We start from the raw sequence: 18,807 nt of genomic DNA, 5'->3' as shown, positions 1-18,807 counted from the left end.
ATAAGCCTGCCCCAAGGCCTGCTGTCCCAGCGCGTTACGCCTCAAAGTAGTGCAACTGTGGATCGTTTTGGTGCACTAAAATGGTGCGCAGTATACGGTCAGCCCCCATCTAAACAGGCTTTGATCGGAAGGTCCATGATCCAGATCCCCTGTTATACGTGAATGCACTGCAATTATGCTAGGCAGATCACAAAGGCGAGAGTACAATTAGCGCCCAATTTTACCCGGTGATTGAGGCGAGAATGTTAGAGAATTTACGCAATATTGCGATTATTGCGCACGTAGACCACGGCAAAACTACCCTGGTTGATAAGCTGCTGCAGCAGTCTGGAACCTTGGACCGTACCACTGATGGTCAAGAGCGTCTGATGGATTCCAACGACCTGGAAAAGGAACGTGGTATTACCATTCTCGCCAAGAACACCGCGATCCGTTGGAAAGACTACCGTATCAACATCGTTGATACCCCGGGTCACGCCGACTTCGGTGGTGAAGTAGAGCGCGTTATGTCCATGGTCGACTCAGTGCTGCTGCTGGTTGATGCTGTTGACGGCCCTATGCCGCAGACTCGTTTCGTGACCCAGAAGGCATTCGCCCAGGGTCTGAAGCCGATCGTGGTCATCAACAAGATCGACCGTCCGGGTGCTCGTCCTGACTGGGTTATGGATCAGGTATTCGACCTGTTTGACAACCTGGGTGCGACCGATGAGCAACTGGATTTCAAGGTTGTTTACGCTTCAGCACTGAACGGCTGGGCCACCATGGACCAGGGCGTTGAATCCGACAACATGGAACCCCTGTTCCAGGCGATCGTTGACAACGTCGAGCAGCCGAAGGGTGACCCTGCCGGTGCTTTCCAGATGCAGATCTCCCAGCTGGATTACAACTCCTACGTGGGTGTTATCGGCATCGGCCGTATCAGCCGTGGTCGCGTCAAGACCAACCAGCAAGTCACTGTCATCGGTGCCGATGGCAAGACCCGTACCGGCAAAGTCGGTCAGGTGCTTGGCTATCTGGGTCTGTCCCGTACCGAAGTTGTCGACGCGCAAGCGGGTGACATCATCGCCATCACAGGTCTGGGCGAGCTGAAAATCTCCGACACCATCTGTGACAACAGTGCTGTTCAAGCCCTGCCGCCGCTCTCCGTTGACGAGCCGACCGTGAACATGACCTTCCAGGTCAACACCTCACCGTTCGCCGGTAAAGAAGGCAAGTTCGTGACCTCCCGCAACATCATGGAGCGTCTGAACCAGGAGCTGGTCCACAACGTGGCTCTGCGTGTGGAAGAGACCGAAGATCCGGACAAATTCCGCGTATCCGGTCGTGGTGAACTGCACCTCTCCATCCTGATCGAAAACATGCGTCGCGAAGGTTACGAGCTGGCGGTATCCCGTCCGGAAGTTATCCTGCGCACCGTGGACGGCGTTCTGCACGAACCGTTTGAAACCGTGACTGTTGACGTGGAAGAGATCCACCAGGGTTCCGTGATGGAGCAACTTGGCCTGCGTAAGGGCGAGATGACCAACATGACCCCGGATGGCAAGGGCCGTGTCCGTCTTGACTTCATGATCCCGAGTCGTGGCCTGATCGGCTTCCAGACCGAGTTCCTGACCATGACTTCTGGTACCGGTCTGCTGTACCACACCTTCGACCATTACGGTCCGCACAAGGGTGGCAGCATCGGCGAGCGTCAGAATGGCGTGCTGATCTCCAACGCTACCGGCAAGGCGCTGACCTTCGCCCTGTTCGGTCTGCAAGACCGCGGTCGTCTGTTTATCGGTCACGCTACCGAAGTGTACGAAGGCCAGGTGATCGGTATTCATTCCCGCTCCAATGACCTGACTGTAAACTGCCTGAAGGGCAAGCAGCTGACCAACATGCGTGCCTCCGGTACCGACGAAGCCCAGGTGCTGACTCCGCCGATCCGCATGACCCTGGAACAGGCTCTCGAATTCATCGACAACGATGAGTTGGTAGAGATCACTCCCAAGGCCATCCGTGTGCGCAAGAAGCTGCTGACTGAAATGGATCGCAAGCGCGCCGGTCGTGCTTGATATCTGTTTATCGACAGACAGAGAGAGGCCTGCGGGCCTCTTTTTTTATGCCCATTTGACGGTGGATCACCAGCCAGTATGCTCGGGCTGGTCGTACCGATCCGGTCCATGGGTGGTCAAATGACCATGCTATCTGACACAATGTCTGCATGATGAAGACGTTGAGAATCACAATGCAGCAGAAATTTGGTGGCCGTCTTGGCCATGCTCTCTCCTTTTTACGCCACGATGGCGGCCATTTTGCCCAGTTTGTCTGGAGCCGTTTCCAGCACGACAGGTTGACCGTCACCGCCGGTTATCTGGCCTATGTCACCTTGCTCTCTCTGGTCCCCATGATTGCCGTGGTATTTGGCATGATGTCTGCCTTCCCTGTGTTCCAGACCCTGAAACAGGCGATGGAGCAGTTCGTCTATCACAACTTCGTGCCGACTGCGGGTGAGATGCTCAAGGAGTACATAGATGGCTTCGTGGCGAATGCCACCAACACCACAGCGGTGGGTATCGGTGCCCTGATAGTGGTGGCGCTGATGCTGATCTCGGCCATCGACAAGAACCTCAACTACATCTGGCGCTCGACCCAGGGCCGGCCGCTGGCGCAGGCGTTTGCCATGTACTGGATGATACTGACACTGGGCCCTGTGCTTATCGGTGGCAGTATTGCCATCTCCTCTTATATCTTCTCGCTGCGGCTGTTCGGGGCCGAGAGTCTGTTCGGCATCGGCTATCTGTTGTTGCGCAGCTTGCCGTTCCTCTTCTCGGTGCTCACCTTCCTGCTGGTCTATACGGTTGTGCCCAACTGCAAGGTGAGACTGGTGCACGCCTTCATCGGCGCCCTGGTGGCGGCGACCCTGTTCGAGCTGGCCAAGCGCGGATTTGCCATCTACATCACCAACTTCCCCTCCTATCAGGCCATCTATGGCGCCCTGGCGACCATTCCGATCCTGTTTGTCTGGGTTTATCTCAGCTGGTTGGTGGTATTGCTTGGCGCCGAGACCACGGCTTGTCTCGGCGAATATGAAAAACCGGTGAGCGAGGAGTTGGCTTGAGCCATCGCTTTGCCCGTCGTTTTCTTGGTAGCATCGACGACTGCCCCTGTGAGGGCGGTCGTTCTGTTTTGAGAGGAGAGGGATGTGATTGCATTGATCCAGCGGGTCTCCGAGGCCAGCGTGACAGTGGAAGGCGAAGTAACGGGTGCCATTGCCAATGGCTTGCTGGTGTTGCTCGGGGTGGAGCAGGGGGATGACGAGACCAGGGCGGACAAGTTGCTGCACAAGGTGAGCGGCTACCGCATCTTCTCCGATGAAGAGGGCAAAATGAACCTCAATGTGAGTCAGGCCGGTGGCAGTCTGCTGGTCGTCTCCCAGTTCACCCTGGCGGCGGATACCAAAAAAGGCATGAGACCCAGCTTCTCTGGCGGCGCGCATCCGACCGACGCCGAGCGGCTCTACGACTATTTCGTTGTGCAGGCAAAGGCCAGCGGCATACCGACCGAGACAGGCCGTTTTGCTGCCGACATGAAGGTGGCGCTGCTCAATGACGGCCCCGTCACCTTCTGGCTGCAGGTGTAGGCGTCATGGCCGGGATCCCGCTCCGGCTACCGGCCTTCATCTGCGGATGTGCAGACAGGGCCAGCGGTGGCATCCCGTAACAGGAGCTAGGGAGTCAGATTGGTGGCGTGCAGTATGACGTTGCGATAGCCGGGCACTCCGTGGGCGCTGGTGAGGCCAATCCACTCCTCCGCCAGCCGCCTGGCCTGCGCCAGTTCGAGATGTGTTCGTGGCAGCAGGTTGACGATGAGGGTACCGCGGAGGCATTTGGCCAGAGCCTGATAGAGCGGAGCCTGAAACAGCAGCAGGGGATTGCCATCCTGACTGAACAGGTCGAGCAGCACGAAGTCATAGGTGTCGTCGTGGGCCAGCAGGAAGGCGAGGGCATCGGCGTGGTGCAGGTGCAACGCCCGGTCAACGGGTTCCGCCGGGTGGCGGAAGAAGGTCTGAAACAGGGTCAGTACCTCTTCATCCAGATCGACGCAGTCGTGCCGTGCCTCTGGCCAGCGCACTCCCAGATGACGGGTGAGATCGCCACCGCCCAATCCCAGTTCCAGCACCCGGCTTGCGGTGGCTGGCAGCAGGTCTGCGATGCACTGCTGATGGGGCAGGCAGAGGGCGGCAGGTTCGGCAAGGGACATGGCCGATTGCACCACACCGTCGATCTCCAGCCAGCGGTGATGGGCATTTTCCTGGATGGAGAGGCGTCGTTCCGGTTTAGCACTCAGGTGCAATAAGTGGTCGGCTTGGTACGCTTGCAGATTGAAGTCCATGAATTTGCACGGCAAGATGGTTTCCGGCCAGTGTAACTCAAGGATAGAACTATGTACCGGGTGGTCACTCCCCAGACGGCAGCCGAGCTGGAGGCTTACTACCAGATGCGCTGGGAGGCATGGGTGCGCAAGCCCTTCAATCTGTCCGTCGGCACTAACTCAAGGATCGCTTTATGTACCGGGTAGTCACTCCTCAGACGGCAGCCGAGCTTGACGCTTACTACCAGCTGCGCTGGGAGGCATGGGTGCGCAAGCCCTCCAATCTGTCCGTCGGCGCTAACTCAAGGATCGCTTTATGTACCGGGTAGTCACTCCTCAAACGGCAGCCGAGCTGGACGCTTACTACCAGCTGCGCTGGGAGGCATGGGTGCGCAAGCCCTTTAATCTGTCCGTCGGCGCTAACTCAAGGATCGCTTTATGTACCGGGTAGTCACTCCTCAAACGGCAGCCGAGCTGGACGCTTACTACCAGCTGCGCTGGGAACTGCTGCGCAAACCCTTCAATCTGCCCATTGGTTCCGAGCGAGACGAATACGATACCGTCGCCATTCATCGCATGATGCTGGCGCCAGACGGTACTCCCATTGCCGTTGGTCGACTGTTTATCGGTGGTGAGGAGGCCCAGATCCGCTTTATGGCGCTGCACCCCGAGTATCGTAGCCAGGGATTGGGGGCTCGCATGGTGGAAGATCTCGAACAGCTCGCCTGCCAGGAAAAAGTGAAGCGGCTGGTGATGAATGCCCGTCAGGAAGCGGTGGAGTTCTATCGTAGGTGCGGCTTCCTCGAAGTGGGGGAAGGGCCGGTCAGCTTTGGCCGCATTCCCCATCGTCAGATGATCAAATCCTTAAGCCCCTTGCAGACCATCCAGTATCGCCCCGAGTGGTGTCAGGATCTCACCACTCGCTGGTCGCAAGGCATCCCCATCAGCGAGAAGATGGGGGTACACATCACCCACTATGACGGCCAGACTTTTCATCTCAAGGCCAATCTGGCGGCCAACCTCAACGTGCATGACACCATGTTTGCCGGCAGCATCTACAGTCAGTGCGTGCTGGCGGGCTGGGGTCTCATCTGGTTGCAGCTGAAAGAGGCGGGTCTGGTGGGGGATACGGTACTGGCGGAGGGCAACATCAAGTATTACCGCCCGGTCAACGAGGAGCCCGAGGCGCGGGTTGCCAGGGAGGGGATGCCGGCCGTGCTGGCTCCGCTCAAGGCGGGGGAGTCGGCCAAATTCAGCCTTATGGTCAAGTTGTTCAGCGGCGACAAGCTGGCGGTGGAATTCATCGGCCAGTATGTGGTGCAACCGGTCAAACGGCGAGGCCAGTCCCCCGTTCTGTAAAAGCTACCTGAAACAAACAAGGCCTCGTGATGAGGCCTTGTTTGTTTTACTGAACGCTGGTCGACGCGGGTGCTTTGGGCTGTGGTGCTGGCCGCCAGAGCGGGCTGTTGCGCCCCTGTGCAGGATAAGGCACCCCCACCTCCCAACCACAGGAGGCCTGCCTGGCCGGAAACTCCCAGCTCAAGACGGGGGCATCAAGCGGGCCGCGCCAGTGGCTCAGCAGCTCGGCACAGCGCTGGCCATTCAGGACACCGAGATCCAGCTGCCACTGCTCCTTGACCAGATCCATGCCCCCTTGCAGGGCGAGCAGGTGAGTGATGGTGGAGGCACCAGCCTGTTCCACCTGCAGCTGGCCATGCTCGACCTTGCCTTGCAACTTGATGCGGTAGAAGGGGGTATCTCCTTCCTGCATCGCCTGCCACAGGCTTTCCGGCGTCAGATCAGGTGGCGTTGCGCCTTTGAACCACTCATCCAGCAGGGGATCTATCTTCACCTTGTCCCAGAAGGGATCCACCGCATCGAGGGCGAAGCTGCCCTGCAGGGTACTGCGCCACTCTCCTGCTGTCTTGCCATGCACGGCTTGCAGATCGGCACTCAGATCGGCTTTGCCGGCGAAGGAGATGGGGGAGTGCAGTATCTTGCTCCACTGCACCAGATCCAGCTTCTCCCCCTTCACTTGCAGGCGGCTGCTTTGGCCTGGCTCCTTGCCCCACTGGCCGCTCAGGCTGAGTGAGCCCTCATCCGGCAGCGAGCTGGTCAGCTTGTTGAGCTGCCATGAGCTGGGGGTCAGCTCACCATCCAGTTCGCCGTTGCGGGCACTGAGGCCGTCCCACACCAGCTCGAACCACTTGCTCTCGACCTTTGCCCGGCCGAGCAAGGGGGTTGGCTGCTCGCCCCGCAGGGAGAGATCGCTTAGATAGAACTGCCAGCCCGTCAGCGACAGGGGCAGGGTATCGTCGAAGGAGAGCACCTTGAGTTTGTCGAACGTCAGCTTGCGGATATCGATCTGTTGTGGCCGCCAGCTTTGCCAATCCTGCCACCACCCCTCTGGCAGGCTGATCTCCATGCCGCTCAGCGTCATGTCTTTGAGGGTCAGCTTCTGCTGCTGGGTATCGAGGGCCAGATCCAGATTGAATTCACCTTCATAGGCGTTGCCCTGCACCTCGGCATCGATCTGCTGTGGCGAGAAAGAGACTCGTCCCTTGAGATCTTCCAGCTGGAACAGGCCGCGGCCGAGATCGCCGAGGCTACCCGTAAAGTAACCGGTCGGCGTACTGCCAGCCTGCCAGCTGAAGGCGGTGAGCTGGCCGTTGAAGTTGTTGAGGGAGATCTCCTGGGTGATGGCGTTGATGCTCACATCGCGCACTTGGCCCGTGTCCAGGCTGATGTGGCGCAAGGGCAGTTCAGGCTGGCCCATTTCTCCCCACTCGACCCGCATGCCTTGTGCCTTCAGATTGTGCAGTCGCAGGTTGCGGGCGGGCCAGTCCAGGGTCATGCCGGTTTCCAGCAGGCCATCGAACAGGTTGGCGGTCAGCCGATCCGTACTCAGCACCTGGCCTTCCAGTCGTCCCTTCAGATTGAGGCGGGAGAGGGCAAAGGCCGGGGTTTCCAGCTCATTGATGTTGAGGCTCAGGTTGGCCTGGGGCGGCCGCACCGGATTGAGCAGCTGCCAGTCGTTGAGGGTGGCGTTGAGGCCGCTCAGGGTCAGCTCGTCACTGTGCAGACTGAGGCGATCGATAGTGCTGTCGCTGATGGTGAGGGAGTGAACCGGCAGGGTCGGCAAGGTGTTGGGCAGCGGCAGCTTGATGACGGGGCGAATGAGGTCGAGATGGGCGATGCGCACATCCCGGTTCAGCCAGTCGATGCTCTCTATTTCCAGATAGAGCTTGTCGAGGGCGATGGCGTCGCCATAGCTCACCTGCTCGGCCAGCAGGGTATAGGGATGGAGCGGGTTGAACACCAGCCGCCCTATGGTGACCGGCACGCCGGTTTGCTGGCTGATCCAGCTGGCGATGGGCCCCCTGGCCCGTTCGGCGTCGAACAGACCGAGCGCGACCCAGACAAACAGCAGCAGGAAGGCAAATGTGTAGAGCAGGGCGCGAAGCCAGGAATTCATCGGTGCTTTCCTCCAGGGTCTGAGTGTTGTGGCAACACATCTATTGGGAGCCTGAGTGTCACGTGCGTTCTTTCTTGTGCTGTTCTACTCAGGCGTTGGAGTAGTGATCCCGCAGACCCAGCCAGCGCCGGATGAGCGGTTCGACATGGGCGGGATGCCTGTCCATCAGGAAGCGCGCCATCTTCTGTACCTGAGGGATGAGTGGCTGGTCGCGCACCAGGTCGGCAATTTTGAGATCGGCCAGCCCGGTCTGGCGGGTACCGAGCAGTTCCCCCGGGCCGCGCAGCTCGAGATCGCGCTGGGCGATCAGGAAGCCGTCGTTGGTCTCCCGCAATACCCCGAGTCGGCTCTGTGCTGTCTTGGACAAGGGAGCATGATAGAGCAGCACGCAATGAGAGGCCACAGAACCGCGACCGACCCGGCCGCGCAGCTGGTGCAACTGGGCCAGCCCGAGCCGCTCCGGGTTTTCGATGATCATCAGGCTGGCGTTGGGTACATCCACCCCCACCTCTATGACGGTGGTGGCGACCAGCAGTTGCAGTATGCCCGCCTTGAACTCCTCCATCACCCGCTGCTTTTCGACCGGCCTCATCCGGCCGTGTACCAGCCCGATATGCAGGCCGGGCAGCTGGTTTTGCAGCTCGGCGGCGGTATCCTCGGCGGCCTGGCACTCCAGCACCTCGGACTCTTCGATCAGGGTACAGACCCAGTAGGTCTGTTTGCCCTCTTCACAGGCCAGCTTGACCCGCTCGATCACATCCGGGCGACGGCTGTCCGGCAGCGCCACCGTGGTGATGGGGGTGCGGCCCGGTGGCAGCTCGTCGATGACGGAGGTGTCGAGATCGGCATAGGCGGTCATCGCCAGGGTGCGGGGTATGGGAGTGGCAGTCATGATGAGCTGATGGGGATGGACTCCCTCCCGCTCCCCTTTTTCCCGCAGAGCGAGTCGCTGATGCACCCCGAATCTGTGCTGTTCATCGATGATGACCAGGGCGAGGCGCTGGAACACCACCTGCTCCTGAAAGATGGCGTGGGTGCCCACCACCATCTTGACGCTGCCATCGGCGATGGCGGCGAGCTGGGTTTCCCGCGCCTTCCCTTTCTGCTTGCCCGCCAGCCAGCCGACCCCGATACCGAGCGGCTCCAGCCAGTTGGCGAAGTTGATGGCATGTTGTTCGGCCAGCAACTCGGTCGGTGCCATCAGCCCCACCTGGCAGCCGTTGCCGATGGCCTGGAGAGCAGCCAGCGCCGCAACCAGTGTCTTGCCGGAGCCCACGTCCCCCTGCACCAGCCGCATCATGGGGTAGCTGCGTTGCAGGTCCTGGTTGATCTCGGCTACTACCCGATTCTGGGCACCGGTCGGTTTGAACGGCAGCGCCCCCAGCAATTGCTTGACCAGGGCAGGTGCTGGCTTGAGGGCGCGCGCCAGCTGGGTTTGCGCCTGGGCACGCACTTTGAGCACCGACAGGTTATGGGCCAGCAGCTCTTCCAGCACCAGTCGTTGCTGGGCCGGGTGCTGGCCACTCTCCAGCAAGGCCAGCGCCACCGAGGGGGGCGGGCGATGGAGCAGGCGCAGGGCGGCGGCCAGATCGATCTGCTGGGGATAGAGGCCTGCAGGCAGCAGCTCCTCCACCCCGTACAGGTCGAGTTGAGCCAGCGCCTGATCGGTGAGGCTACGCAGGGTGAGCTGGCGCAGCCCTTCCGTGGTGGGGTAGACGGGGGTGAGTGCCTCTTCGGTCTGACCGGCTTGTTCTTCACCGAGCAGCTTGTACTCGGGGTGGGCCATCTCGAGCCCGTATTTGCCGGGGCGCACCTCGCCGAAGCAGCGGATCAACCTGCCCTGCCCCAGGCTGTTCTTCTGGGCTGCGGTGAAGTTGAAGAAGCGAAGGGTCAGGGTGCCGGTGCCGTCACTGATGCGACAGACCAGCATGCGGCGGCGCCCCATCACCAATTGAGAGTCCTGGATTTCGCCCTCGACGGCGCCGTGCAGCCCGGGCGGCAGATCGCCGATGGGCCACACCTGGGTACGATCCTCGTAGCGAAGGGGGAGGTGGAACAGCAAATCCTGTACCGTGGCCAGCCCCAGTCGCTCGAGTTTCTCCTGCATCTTGCTGCCGACGCCCTTGAGGCTGTCGAGGGAGATTTTATCCAATTTCATCAATTAGATGCCCGAAAACACTGTAAATATGTCCAGATGATAGGGGTTATTGACGTCTCGGTGCAAGCCGCGTTGCAGTGACACCCGGCGCCAGGCCAGGGGCGGGATGCTGACCATGGCAGATCCTGACAAAAAGGCCTGCCGAAAACGGCAGGCCTTTGCACAGGTGTCAACGAGTGAGGACGGGCAGCGTGTGCCCCGGATCAGATGATGCGCTTGAGCAGTATATGGGCCCTGACCCTGTGGATCCGGGCCAGCAGCTTGCGTACCTGTTCTGGGTAGTCCTTGATCTGCTCTATCTGATCGAAGTGGCTGATCCGCTTGGTGTTGGCGAGTATGTTCTCCCGCTCCCCGTTGAACTGGGCGCGCAGGTGATGGCGACGATCGTACACCAGCAGGCCGTTCTCCAGATCCAGCGCCCAGGCGCGGGGGTTCAGGTTGTTGCCGGTGAGCAGTGCCCACTCGTCATCCACGAAGATCCCCTTGAGGTGGTAGGAGTTGCGCTCGCAGCACCACAACATCAGGTTGAGACGGCCAGCATCGATATGATGCTGATTGCGCTCGGCAAACTTGCGCAGATTGGTCTCATACAGATAAGGCAGGCCACCTATGGTGGTGAACTTCTCTTCCGGCGGGATGAAGAAGTCGTTGGCCGTCTTGTCGCCCACCACTATGGTCACCTTGCAGCCGCGCTTGAGCAGGGCTTCGATGTCCTTGTTCAACTCCTTGGGCGGGTTGAAATAGGGGGTGCAGATGAAGATCTCCCGCTCGGTGGCGCGCACCAGGGTACGGATCATCTTGTTGAGCTGATTGCCCCGCTTGCCCAGCCCCGTCATCGGGGTGATGGCGATCTCCTGGCTGTTGACCGGCATGCTCTCGAAGCGGTACTGGCCCAGGCGCAGACTGTGTTTGAAGCGGCGGATCGGCCCCTTCAGTTGCTTGGCGGTGGGAATGTCGCTGCGATCGAGTCGCTGCACCGCTTCGCTCTTGAGGAAGAGATCGTCCACATAGTTGACCATGCAGCGGGTCAGCTCTGGGCTGGTGATCTGGTGATAACGGTCGAAACGGTAGCGATCCTGCTGATGCAGGTAGATATCGTTGAGGCTGGCACCGGAGTAGAGCAGGGTGTCATCGAAGATGAAGCCCTTGAGGTGCAGCACCCCGAGCAGCTCTCGTCCCTTGACCGGCACGCCGTAGATGGCGATCTGGTGTTCATTGCGGGCGGCCATTTCCTGATACATCAGGTGGTTGCCACCCTGCTTGCCTTTGCCGATCAGGCCGCGCTGGGCACGGTGAAAATCCACGAACAACTTGATGTCGAGGGCCGGGTTGCGCTGTTTGGCGGCGTAGAGGGCAGACAGAATTTCCCGTCCCGCCTCGTCATCTTGCAGATAGAGCGCCACCAGATAGATGCGCCGAGTCGCGCTGGCGATAAGCGAAAGGATCCGGCTCTTGAAGTCCTTGGCGCTGTTGAGCACCTGAAACTGATCTGCGGCGACAGCGATCTGGGGCAGACGAGCCAACAGTTGTCGATAATGTGCCGATGAATGCATAGAGAAACCTGAAATCACTGCGTTAAGCGTTCCACTCGGAGCGATGGATAGGCGATTCTAGCAACCTCAACCTGTTAGCCAAAGAAAGAATCGTCATAAAGATGAAAAAGGCCTCACATCGGAGGCCTTTTTGACAGCGGTTATGTTCAAAGGAAGCTGTAGATAATCATCGCCATGACGCCACCCGTGGTGCCTATGATGGTCTCCATCACTGTCCAGGTTTGCAGGGTCTGCTTCTCGGAGAGACCCAGGTAGCGGTTGGCCAGCCAGAAACCCGAGTCGTTGACGTGGGAGAGCACTATGGCCCCGCCGCCGATGGCGATGGTCACGGCCGCCAGCTGGGCTCCGTTCAGACCGAGCGGTTCCAGCATGGGCAGCAGCAGGCCGCAGGCGGTCAACATGGCGACGGTGGCAGAACCCTGAATGACCCGCACCGCGGCCGCCAGGATAAAGGCCAGCGCAACTATGGGCAGGCCGGAGTCCGCCAGCATGTTGCCAAGGGCGGCGCCCACGCCGGAATCCACCAGTACCTGCTTGAAGACGCCACCGGCACCGGTCACCAGTATGATGACACCGGCAGGCTGGATGGCGCTGTTGCAGACGTTCATCACCTCGTTACGGGACATGCCGCGGCGCACCCCCAGCAGATAGAAGGCGGCCAGACAGGCGACCATGATGGCGGTGAAGGGGTGGCCGACGAACTCCAGCCAGTTATGCAGGGTGGATCCCGCCTCGACGAAGCGGCCGACTATGGTCTTGAGGCCAATCATCAGCAGCGGCAGACCGATCAGGCCCATGGCCAGTCCGAAGGAGGGGAGAGTCTTGCTATCGTCATGGGCGCTGCTCTGGGCATCGGCAGGGAGCGGCACATCCACCACCTTGCTGATCAGGTCGCCGAACAGGGGGCCCGCCAGGATCAGGGCTGGCACGGCTGCGATCAGACCGAACAGTATCATGTAGCCAAAATCGGCCCCCAGCTGGGACGCCACCAGAATGGGGCCCGGCGCCGGAATAAGGAACGCCTGGCAGGTGGCGATGCCCGCCAGCAGCGCTATGCCTATCTTCACCACGCTGCCACCGCCACGGCGGACAATGGCAAAGGCCACCCCGATCAGCAGCACTACGGCGACGTCGAAGAAGAGCGGCAGAGCGCAGACGAAGCCAGTCAGTGACATGGCCCAGTTGGCGCGCTTGACGCCGAAGGTACCGAGCAGGGTATGGGCTACCCGGTCGAGGGCGCCGGTGACTTCCATCACCTTGCCAAACATGGCGCCCAGTGCCACCACTACGGCGACGAAGCCCAGGGTGCCACCCATCCCTTTCTGGATGGTAGTGGCGATCTCCGCCGGGTTCATGCCGGCGGCAAGGCCGGCCACCATGGAGACCAGAATGAGGGAGACGACCGCGTGCAGGCGGGCCTTCATCACCAGAAAGAGCAGCAGCACTATGGAGCCCGCGGCCGTCATGATCAGGGAGAGGTCAGACATTGTTGTGCGTTCCTTGTTCCAAGTTCAGTATCGACACCCTGCTGATCCGTCAGCAGACCATATCTTTATGATTTATTTAGATTTATGGCCAGGGCTCAAGGTCGATTGCCCAGGTGACTGTGAGTTCGCTCAGTCTGTGGCAGACTTCACATTTCTTGTTGTTACCGGTAACATGTTACCGGTAACGTGCTAAGTTAGAACCCATCAGCAGCACGATTTTTGAAAAATGGGATAGAGGTCAAACAATGGCGGGCAAGAGCATTATCGTGATGGGTGTGTGTGGTAGCGGCAAGTCCAGTGTCGGCCTCAAGGTGGCCCAGGCGCTGGGTGCCAAGTTCATCGATGGTGATGACCTGCACCCCAGAGCCAATATTCAGAAGATGGCGGGTGGCAACCCCCTCAACGATGAGGATCGTGCCCCCTGGCTGGAGCGGATCCGTGATGCGGCTTACAGCCTGGAACAGAAGAACGAAGTGGGCGTGATCGTCTGCTCGGCCCTCAAGAAGCAGTACCGCGACCAGATCCGCGATGGCAATGAATCAGTGCATTTCCTGTTTCTGGACGGTGATCAGCCGCTGATCCTCGAACGGATGCGGGCACGCAAGGGCCATTTCATGCGGGAAAGCATGGTACAAAGTCAGTTCGATACGCTGGAACGTCCGGATGGCGAGGCCGGGGTATTCCATATCGATATAGATGGCACCTTCGAACAGGTGGTCGACCGCGCCGTCTCAGCGTTGGAGCAAGCCGTATGACACACATTGTTATTTCCGAGGTTACTGCGCGCATTCGTGAGCGCAGTGTCGCCCGTCGCCAGGCTTTCCTGGCCCGTATTCAGCGTCAGGCCGAACAGGGCAAGACCCGCGCCGCCCTGGCCTGCGGCAACCTGGCCCACGCCGTAGCCGCCTGTAGCAGTGACGAGAAGGGTCGCATTCTCGACATGACCCGCGCCAACGTTGGCATTGTCACTGCGTACAACGACATGCTGAGCGCCCATCAGCCCTATCAGGGTTACCCGGACATCATCAAGGCCGCGCTGGCCGAACTCGGCCACAGCGCCCAGGTGGCGGGTGGCGTACCGGCCATGTGCGACGGCGTGACTCAGGGTCAGCCGGGGATGGACATGTCTTTGTTTTCCCGCGATCTCATCGCCCAGGCGACCGCGCTGTCACTCTCCCACAACACCTTCGACGCCACTCTGCTGCTCGGCATCTGCGACAAGATAGCCCCGGGCCAGATCATGGGGGCCCTCTCCCACGCGCATCTGCCCACCGCCTTCGTGCCGGCCGGCCCCATGGCCAGCGGCATCAGCAATGATGACAAGGTGAAGGTGCGCCAGCAGTACGCCGCCGGTGAACTGGGCCGCGACGCCCTGCTGGAGATGGAGTGCGGCGCCTATCATGCGCCGGGCACCTGTACCTTCTACGGCACTGCCAACACCAACCAACTGGTGTTCGAGGCCATGGGCCTGATGCTGCCGGGCTCCGCCTTCGTCCATCCTCACAGCGAGTTGCGCCACGCGCTCACCGAAGAAGCCGCCCGTCGCATCAGCGCCATGATCCCTGGCTCTCCTGCCTACCGCCCCTTGAGCGAGGTGCTGGACGAGCGTTCGCTGGTCAATGGTCTGGTGGCCCTGCTCGCCTCCGGCGGCAGCACCAACCACAGCATCCATATGGTGGCGCTGGCGCGGGCCGCCGGCCTGCACCTGACCTGGGACGACATCAGCGATCTCTCCGATGTGGTGCCGCTCTTGGTACGCATGTACCCGAACGGCCCGGCCGATGTGAATGCCTTCGAACAGGCGGGCGGCGTGCCCGGTCTGATGCGCCGTCTGGCGCAAGAGGGGCTGCTCCACATGGATGCCACCCCTGTGTTTGGCGAGATGCAGGATTACCTCAGCCGCCCGGCGCTGGTCGATGGCCAGCTGGTGTGGCAGCCGGTGGGTGAAAGCAGCGATGGGAGCGTGCTGTCGCCGACCGGGTCCGTATTCCAGACCACCGGCGGCACCAAGCTGCTGGCGGGTAATCTGGGCCGCGCCGTGGTCAAGGTCTCCGCCGTGGCGCCCGAGTATCGCGTTATCGAAGCGCCCGCCCGGGTTTTCTCCTCCCAGCACGCTGTGGAGGCGGCCTACAAGGCTGGCAGCCTCAATCAGGATGCCGTTATCGTGGTGCGCCACAACGGCCCGGCGGCCAATGGCATGCCTGAGCTGCACAAGCTGATGCCTGTGCTCGGCAACCTGCAGAAGGCGGGCCACAAGGTGGCGCTGGTTACCGATGGCCGTCTCTCCGGCGCCTCCGGCAAGATCCCGGCTGCCATCCATGTCACCCCGGAAGCGCTGCACGGCGGCGCCATCGGCTTGTTGCAGGATGGCGATCTGCTGCGGGTGGATGCGGTAAACGGTTGCCTCGATTGCCTGACCGATTTGAGTGGCCGTACCCAGGCCGAGATGGACCTCACTCTGGAACAAGAGGGGTGGGGCCGTGAACTGTTCAGCGTGATGCGTCGCGCGGTATCGAGCGCCGAGTGTGGCGCCACCATCTTTGATTAAGGAAGCGTTATGCAAAACTGGAAAGTGACCCCTGCCGAGGTGTTTGCCGCCTCTCCGCTGGTTCCCGTCATGGTCATAAGCGACTTGGAGCAGGCCCTGCCGATGGCCAAGGCGCTGCTCGACGGCGGCATCTCGGTATTCGAGATCACCCTGCGCACCCCGGTGGCGCTCGATGCCATCGCCCTCATCGCCAAGGCGATGCCGGATGCCATGGTCGGTGCAGGCACAGTGCTCAACTGCGCGCAGTTTGACGCAGCCGTGGCCGCCGGTGCCCGCTTCGTCATCTCCCCAGGGATGACACCGGCGCTGCTGGCTCATGCGGCCAACAGCACGGCGCCGCTGATCCCGGGCGTTGCCACCGCCTCCGAGGTAATGCAGGCGCTGGAAGCAGGCTACGACCACCTGAAGTTCTTCCCGGCCGAAGCGAACGGCGGCACCAAGGCGCTGGCTGCCATTGCAGCACCGCTTCCCCAGATCAAATTCTGCCCCACCGGTGGCATAGGCCCGAAAAACGTGGCCGACTATCTGGCGCTGAAATGCGTCGCCACCGTCGGCGGTTCCTGGATGCTGCCGGCCGATGCGGTCAAGAGCGGCAACTGGGAAGAGGTGAGCCGCCTCTCTCGCGAAGCGGTCGAGCTAGTTAAACGCTAAGCGCGCGTTCTTTATAAAAAAAAGCAGGCCACCTGGGGTGACCTGCTCTTTTTTTGCCTTTGAATCAGGAGGATAAATCGGCTGGCGTTTCGGATCAGACTGCTTCGCGTGCGTACCGTCAGGCTTTGACCCTCCCTTCGCGCAAGCGTCAGCCCAGGCTCTCCCCGACATAGAGGGAGAAGCCCATATCCTTGCGGGTGTCGGACAGTGGCTGGCCGCTGAGTCGGGCCAGCAGCATGGTCGCCGCCTCACGGCCTATCTCCTTGCGTGGTGTGACGATACTGGCCAGCTTGGGGGTCATGGCATGGCCTATGTCGAGGGCGTTGCTGCCGGCGATGGCGATCTGCTGGGGCACGGGTATCCACTTGGCCTGACACTGCAGCAGGGCGCCAACCGCCAAGTCGTCATTGGTACAGAAGAGGCCATCGAGGTCGGGATAGCGCACCAGCGCCTGATCCAGCAGTTGACCACCCAGGGTGAAGCTGGAGGATTGCTCGGTCAGCAGGTGCTGACCTGTCAGGCCGAAATCGGCCATCGCCTGGTAGTAACCCTCCATCCTCAGCTGGGTGCGCACGTCGAGCCGCGCCCCCAGGTAAACCAGCTTGCGTCGGCCCCGGCGCAGCATCTCTGTTACCATGGCCCGGGCGGCGGCCCTGTGATCCATCCCCACCACCATGTCGATGGGGGCTTGCGGCAGATCCATGGTTTCCACCACAGGAATGCCGGCGGTGGCGATCATCTTGCGGGTGCGCTCCGTGTGCTGGCTGTCGGAGAGGATCAGGCCGTCCACGTGATAGGAGAGCAGGGAGGCCACCTGCTCCTCTTCCCGCTCCGGGCTGTAGCCGTAGTGAGCGAGCAGTGTCTGGTAGCCGGCGGGCCGGGTCACCGACTCGATGCCATGTACCACGGCGGAAAACACCTGGTTGGAGAGAGAGGGGATCAGTATGCCGATCGCCTTGCTGGTGGCGTTGGAGAGAATGTCAGGTGCCCGGTTGGGGATATAGCCCAGCTCTTCCACTGCGGCGGCGATCCGCTCACGGGTGCCCTCGGCCACGGCGTGGGGATCGCGCAGATAGCGGCTGACGGTCATCTTGGTGACCCCGGTCAGGTCGGCTATATCCTGCAGGGTAGGGCGGCGTTTGCGGGTGTCGTTCATCTGGGGATCCGGCAGGAATGTTACACGTAACATTACCGTTTTTGTTTAACAAAGTCAGCATATGACGCCATCAGTAGAGGATGACTCGGATGATCAAGGGCAAGTGCTTCGAGGGGAAGCGTTTCGAACAGCAGGATGTGGAAGAGGAACAGTTTGATGGTTGCCGCTTTGTCGACTGCAACTTCTCCTGGTTGGACTTGAGCGAGAGCCGCTTCGTTGACTGCACCTTCTATGAGCGGGAGCGCGAGCTGGGCTGCCAGTTGCAGGGTTGCGACCTGCGGGAGGCGAGCTTTCTGCGCTGCGATCTGACTCTGGCAGATCTCAGCCGCAGCCAGTGCCTGGGGCTGGAGGTGCGCGACTGCCAGGCCATGGGTATCAATTTCGCCCACGCCAGCTTCGCCAACCAGATCACCGTCAAGAGCTACTTCTGCGAGGCCCATCTTACGGGCAACAACTTCAGCTACGCCAACTTCGATGGCTGCCTGCTGGAGCGATGCGAGCTCAGTGGCAACCGTTGGCAGGGGGCCAGCCTGCTGGGTGCCTCGTTGGCGGGATCTGATCTGAGTGGCTCCGAGTTTGGCCAGATAGACTGGGCCAGCTTCAACCTGCAGGGCTGTGATCTGCGTCAGTGCGATCTGCCCGGGCTGGATCTGCGCCGGATCAACCTGGACGGCGTGCAGATAAATGAAGAGCAGCAACAGGGTTTGCTGGAGCAGATAGGTCTGGTGGTGTTTCCTTGAAGGTTTCGGAAAAGAGGTAAATTTCCACCATCTGGCACTGAGCTGCGGTGAATGCTGTGTCTAGTCCTGAAATAGGTTTACACATTTTCGGCTAGCATTTCTCCATTCAGAACCCCCGATGTACTGCATCGGGGGTTCTGTATTTCAACGCATGATGCGGCCGCTCCTCGTTGTAGACATCCACCGCCTCACGCACCATCTCCCGCGCTTGCGCCAAGTCCTGTGGGCTTTGCAACAACAACTCTCCTTTCAAAATTCCGTTCACCCGCTCTGCCAACGCATTCTGGTAACAGTCATAGCCATCGGTCATCGAGCATTTCACCCCGTACCGTGCATGCAATGACTGATACAGGCCCGAGCAATACTGCACGCCGCGGTCCGAGTGGTGGATAAGCTCCCCGCCGCCACGCCGTTGCTTCAGCGCTTTCTTGAACGCCATCGCCACCGACTCTGCGTGCATCCCTTCGTGCACGTGATGGCCCACTATCTTGCGTGAGTAAGCATCCGTCACCAGGCTCAGGTACAGTGGCCCGCTCCTGGCTGGCAGATAGGTGATGTCGGCGACCCAGACTTGCTCCGGGGCCACCGGTGTGACCTGCTCAGGCCCCACCTTGAGCAAGTTGGGATGACGGTAGAAACGGTGAAAACTGTGGGTGGTCTTGTGATACGCCCGCCTGGGCGGCACC

At 60.6% G+C, this 18,807-nt stretch carries 16 protein-coding genes; 9 read left to right on the top strand and 7 right to left on the bottom strand.

Translation table 11 applies throughout. The features are described 5' to 3' along the window. Positions 1–242: 242 nt before the first annotated feature. The 3 genes from typA to dtd all read left to right on the top strand — a co-directional run bounded on the left by typA (position 243) and on the right by dtd (position 3,622). Positions 243–2,054, top strand: a complete 1,812-nt coding sequence (typA, locus tag OKC28_RS20155) for a translational GTPase TypA (RefSeq protein ID WP_005319864.1) — start codon at positions 243–245, stop codon at positions 2,052–2,054. A gap of 173 nt (positions 2,055–2,227) precedes the next feature. Continuing rightward, positions 2,228–3,100 (top strand): virulence factor BrkB family protein, encoded by an 873-nt coding sequence (locus OKC28_RS20150; protein ID WP_021138645.1) that lies wholly within the window; start codon positions 2,228–2,230, stop codon positions 3,098–3,100. Positions 3,101–3,184: 84 nt separating this feature from the next. After that, entirely contained in the window at positions 3,185–3,622 is a 438-nt protein-coding gene (dtd, locus tag OKC28_RS20145) for a D-aminoacyl-tRNA deacylase (protein ID WP_017412324.1), read from the top strand. Between the two features lie 86 nt (positions 3,623–3,708). On the opposite strand, the gene OKC28_RS20140 is transcribed toward dtd, so the two are convergent. Next, a complete protein-coding gene (locus tag OKC28_RS20140) occupies positions 3,709–4,374 on the bottom strand; it encodes a spermidine synthase (protein ID WP_270691023.1) in 666 nt (221 codons plus the stop codon). A 51-nt stretch (positions 4,375–4,425) separates the two neighbouring features. On the opposite strand from OKC28_RS20140, the gene OKC28_RS20135 reads away from it, so the two are divergent. Both OKC28_RS20135 and OKC28_RS20130 read left to right on the top strand, forming a co-directional pair. Further along, positions 4,426–4,560: a hypothetical protein gene (locus OKC28_RS20135; protein WP_021138642.1), complete on the top strand. Its 135-nt coding sequence runs from the start codon at positions 4,426–4,428 to the stop codon at positions 4,558–4,560. Between the two features lie 231 nt (positions 4,561–4,791). Next, the gene (locus OKC28_RS20130) at positions 4,792–5,712 is read left to right on the top strand and encodes a bifunctional GNAT family N-acetyltransferase/hotdog fold thioesterase (RefSeq protein WP_270691018.1); all 921 of its coding nucleotides are present in this window, start codon (positions 4,792–4,794) and stop codon (positions 5,710–5,712) included. Positions 5,713–5,758: 46 nt separating this feature from the next. Here OKC28_RS20130 and OKC28_RS20125 read toward each other — a convergent pair whose 3' ends face one another. From OKC28_RS20125 to gntU, 4 genes are all read right to left on the bottom strand, one after another. Next, positions 5,759–7,828, bottom strand: a complete 2,070-nt coding sequence (locus tag OKC28_RS20125; RefSeq protein WP_270691017.1) for an AsmA-like C-terminal region-containing protein — start codon at positions 7,826–7,828, stop codon at positions 5,759–5,761. 88 nt (positions 7,829–7,916) lie between these two features. Continuing rightward, a complete protein-coding gene (gene recG / locus OKC28_RS20120) occupies positions 7,917–9,986 on the bottom strand; it encodes an ATP-dependent DNA helicase RecG (RefSeq protein WP_270691016.1) in 2,070 nt (689 codons plus the stop codon). A 203-nt stretch (positions 9,987–10,189) separates the two neighbouring features. Next, positions 10,190–11,539, bottom strand: coding sequence for a CDP-diacylglycerol--serine O-phosphatidyltransferase (gene pssA / locus OKC28_RS20115; RefSeq protein ID WP_270691015.1), 1,350 nt, complete (start codon positions 11,537–11,539; stop codon positions 10,190–10,192). A gap of 146 nt (positions 11,540–11,685) precedes the next feature. Continuing rightward, the gene (gene gntU, locus OKC28_RS20110) at positions 11,686–13,026 is read right to left on the bottom strand and encodes a gluconate transporter (protein WP_021138636.1); all 1,341 of its coding nucleotides are present in this window, start codon (positions 13,024–13,026) and stop codon (positions 11,686–11,688) included. Positions 13,027–13,271: 245 nt separating this feature from the next. Between gntU and OKC28_RS20105 the strand changes: the two genes are divergently transcribed. Genes OKC28_RS20105 through OKC28_RS20095 form a run of 3 tightly spaced genes read left to right on the top strand, consistent with a single transcriptional unit; the run spans position 13,272 to position 16,225 of the window. Continuing rightward, complete coding sequence (locus OKC28_RS20105) at positions 13,272–13,781, top strand: gluconokinase (protein ID WP_005319830.1); 510 nt, start codon at positions 13,272–13,274, stop codon at positions 13,779–13,781. Next, positions 13,778–15,574, top strand: coding sequence for a phosphogluconate dehydratase (gene edd / locus OKC28_RS20100; protein ID WP_111589612.1), 1,797 nt, complete (start codon positions 13,778–13,780; stop codon positions 15,572–15,574). Before OKC28_RS20105 ends, edd begins: the two co-directional genes overlap by 4 nt. Before the next feature lie 9 nt (positions 15,575–15,583). Continuing rightward, on the top strand, positions 15,584–16,225 hold the full coding sequence (locus OKC28_RS20095; protein WP_270691013.1) for a bifunctional 4-hydroxy-2-oxoglutarate aldolase/2-dehydro-3-deoxy-phosphogluconate aldolase: 642 nt from the start codon (positions 15,584–15,586) through the stop codon (positions 16,223–16,225). Positions 16,226–16,373: 148 nt separating this feature from the next. Here the strand turns inward: OKC28_RS20095 and OKC28_RS20090 are convergent, their stop codons facing one another. After that, the gene (locus tag OKC28_RS20090; RefSeq protein ID WP_270691022.1) at positions 16,374–17,381 is read right to left on the bottom strand and encodes a substrate-binding domain-containing protein; all 1,008 of its coding nucleotides are present in this window, start codon (positions 17,379–17,381) and stop codon (positions 16,374–16,376) included. A gap of 89 nt (positions 17,382–17,470) precedes the next feature. Between OKC28_RS20090 and OKC28_RS20085 the strand changes: the two genes are divergently transcribed. Then, positions 17,471–18,121, top strand: coding sequence for a Qnr family pentapeptide repeat protein (locus tag OKC28_RS20085; RefSeq protein ID WP_270691012.1), 651 nt, complete (start codon positions 17,471–17,473; stop codon positions 18,119–18,121). Positions 18,122–18,227: 106 nt separating this feature from the next. On the opposite strand, the gene OKC28_RS20080 is transcribed toward OKC28_RS20085, so the two are convergent. Further along, on the bottom strand, positions 18,228–18,807 hold a 580-nt coding region (locus OKC28_RS20080), incomplete at its 5' end, for an IS3 family transposase (protein WP_270691011.1).

The sequence above is a fragment of the Aeromonas sp. D3 genome (assembly GCF_027705025.1).
GTDB classification, from domain to species: domain Bacteria; phylum Pseudomonadota; class Gammaproteobacteria; order Enterobacterales; family Aeromonadaceae; genus Aeromonas; species Aeromonas salmonicida.
Note: the sequence above shows the minus strand (reverse complement) of the source record. Positions and strands in the feature narration are given on the sequence as shown.

What these genes read in the sequence shown, in the direction of transcription:
- OKC28_RS20150 (WP_021138645.1), top strand. Translation starts at nt 2,228, where the DNA reads ATGCAGCAGAAATTTGGTGGCCGTCTTGGCCATGCTCTCTCCTTTTTA.
- OKC28_RS20130 (WP_270691018.1), top strand. Translation starts at nt 4,792, where the DNA reads ATGTACCGGGTAGTCACTCCTCAAACGGCAGCCGAGCTGGACGCTTAC.
- typA (WP_005319864.1), top strand. Translation starts at nt 243, where the DNA reads ATGTTAGAGAATTTACGCAATATTGCGATTATTGCGCACGTAGACCAC.
- OKC28_RS20135 (WP_021138642.1), top strand. Translation starts at nt 4,426, where the DNA reads ATGTACCGGGTGGTCACTCCCCAGACGGCAGCCGAGCTGGAGGCTTAC.
- OKC28_RS20090 (WP_270691022.1), bottom strand. Translation starts at nt 17,381, where the DNA reads ATGAACGACACCCGCAAACGCCGCCCTACCCTGCAGGATATAGCCGAC.
- edd (WP_111589612.1), top strand. Translation starts at nt 13,778, where the DNA reads ATGACACACATTGTTATTTCCGAGGTTACTGCGCGCATTCGTGAGCGC.
- pssA (WP_270691015.1), bottom strand. Translation starts at nt 11,539, where the DNA reads ATGCATTCATCGGCACATTATCGACAACTGTTGGCTCGTCTGCCCCAG.
- OKC28_RS20125 (WP_270691017.1), bottom strand. Translation starts at nt 7,828, where the DNA reads ATGAATTCCTGGCTTCGCGCCCTGCTCTACACATTTGCCTTCCTGCTG.
- gntU (WP_021138636.1), bottom strand. Translation starts at nt 13,026, where the DNA reads ATGTCTGACCTCTCCCTGATCATGACGGCCGCGGGCTCCATAGTGCTG.
- OKC28_RS20140 (WP_270691023.1), bottom strand. Translation starts at nt 4,374, where the DNA reads ATGGACTTCAATCTGCAAGCGTACCAAGCCGACCACTTATTGCACCTG.
- OKC28_RS20085 (WP_270691012.1), top strand. Translation starts at nt 17,471, where the DNA reads ATGATCAAGGGCAAGTGCTTCGAGGGGAAGCGTTTCGAACAGCAGGAT.
- recG (WP_270691016.1), bottom strand. Translation starts at nt 9,986, where the DNA reads ATGAAATTGGATAAAATCTCCCTCGACAGCCTCAAGGGCGTCGGCAGC.
- OKC28_RS20105 (WP_005319830.1), top strand. Translation starts at nt 13,272, where the DNA reads ATGGCGGGCAAGAGCATTATCGTGATGGGTGTGTGTGGTAGCGGCAAG.
- OKC28_RS20095 (WP_270691013.1), top strand. Translation starts at nt 15,584, where the DNA reads ATGCAAAACTGGAAAGTGACCCCTGCCGAGGTGTTTGCCGCCTCTCCG.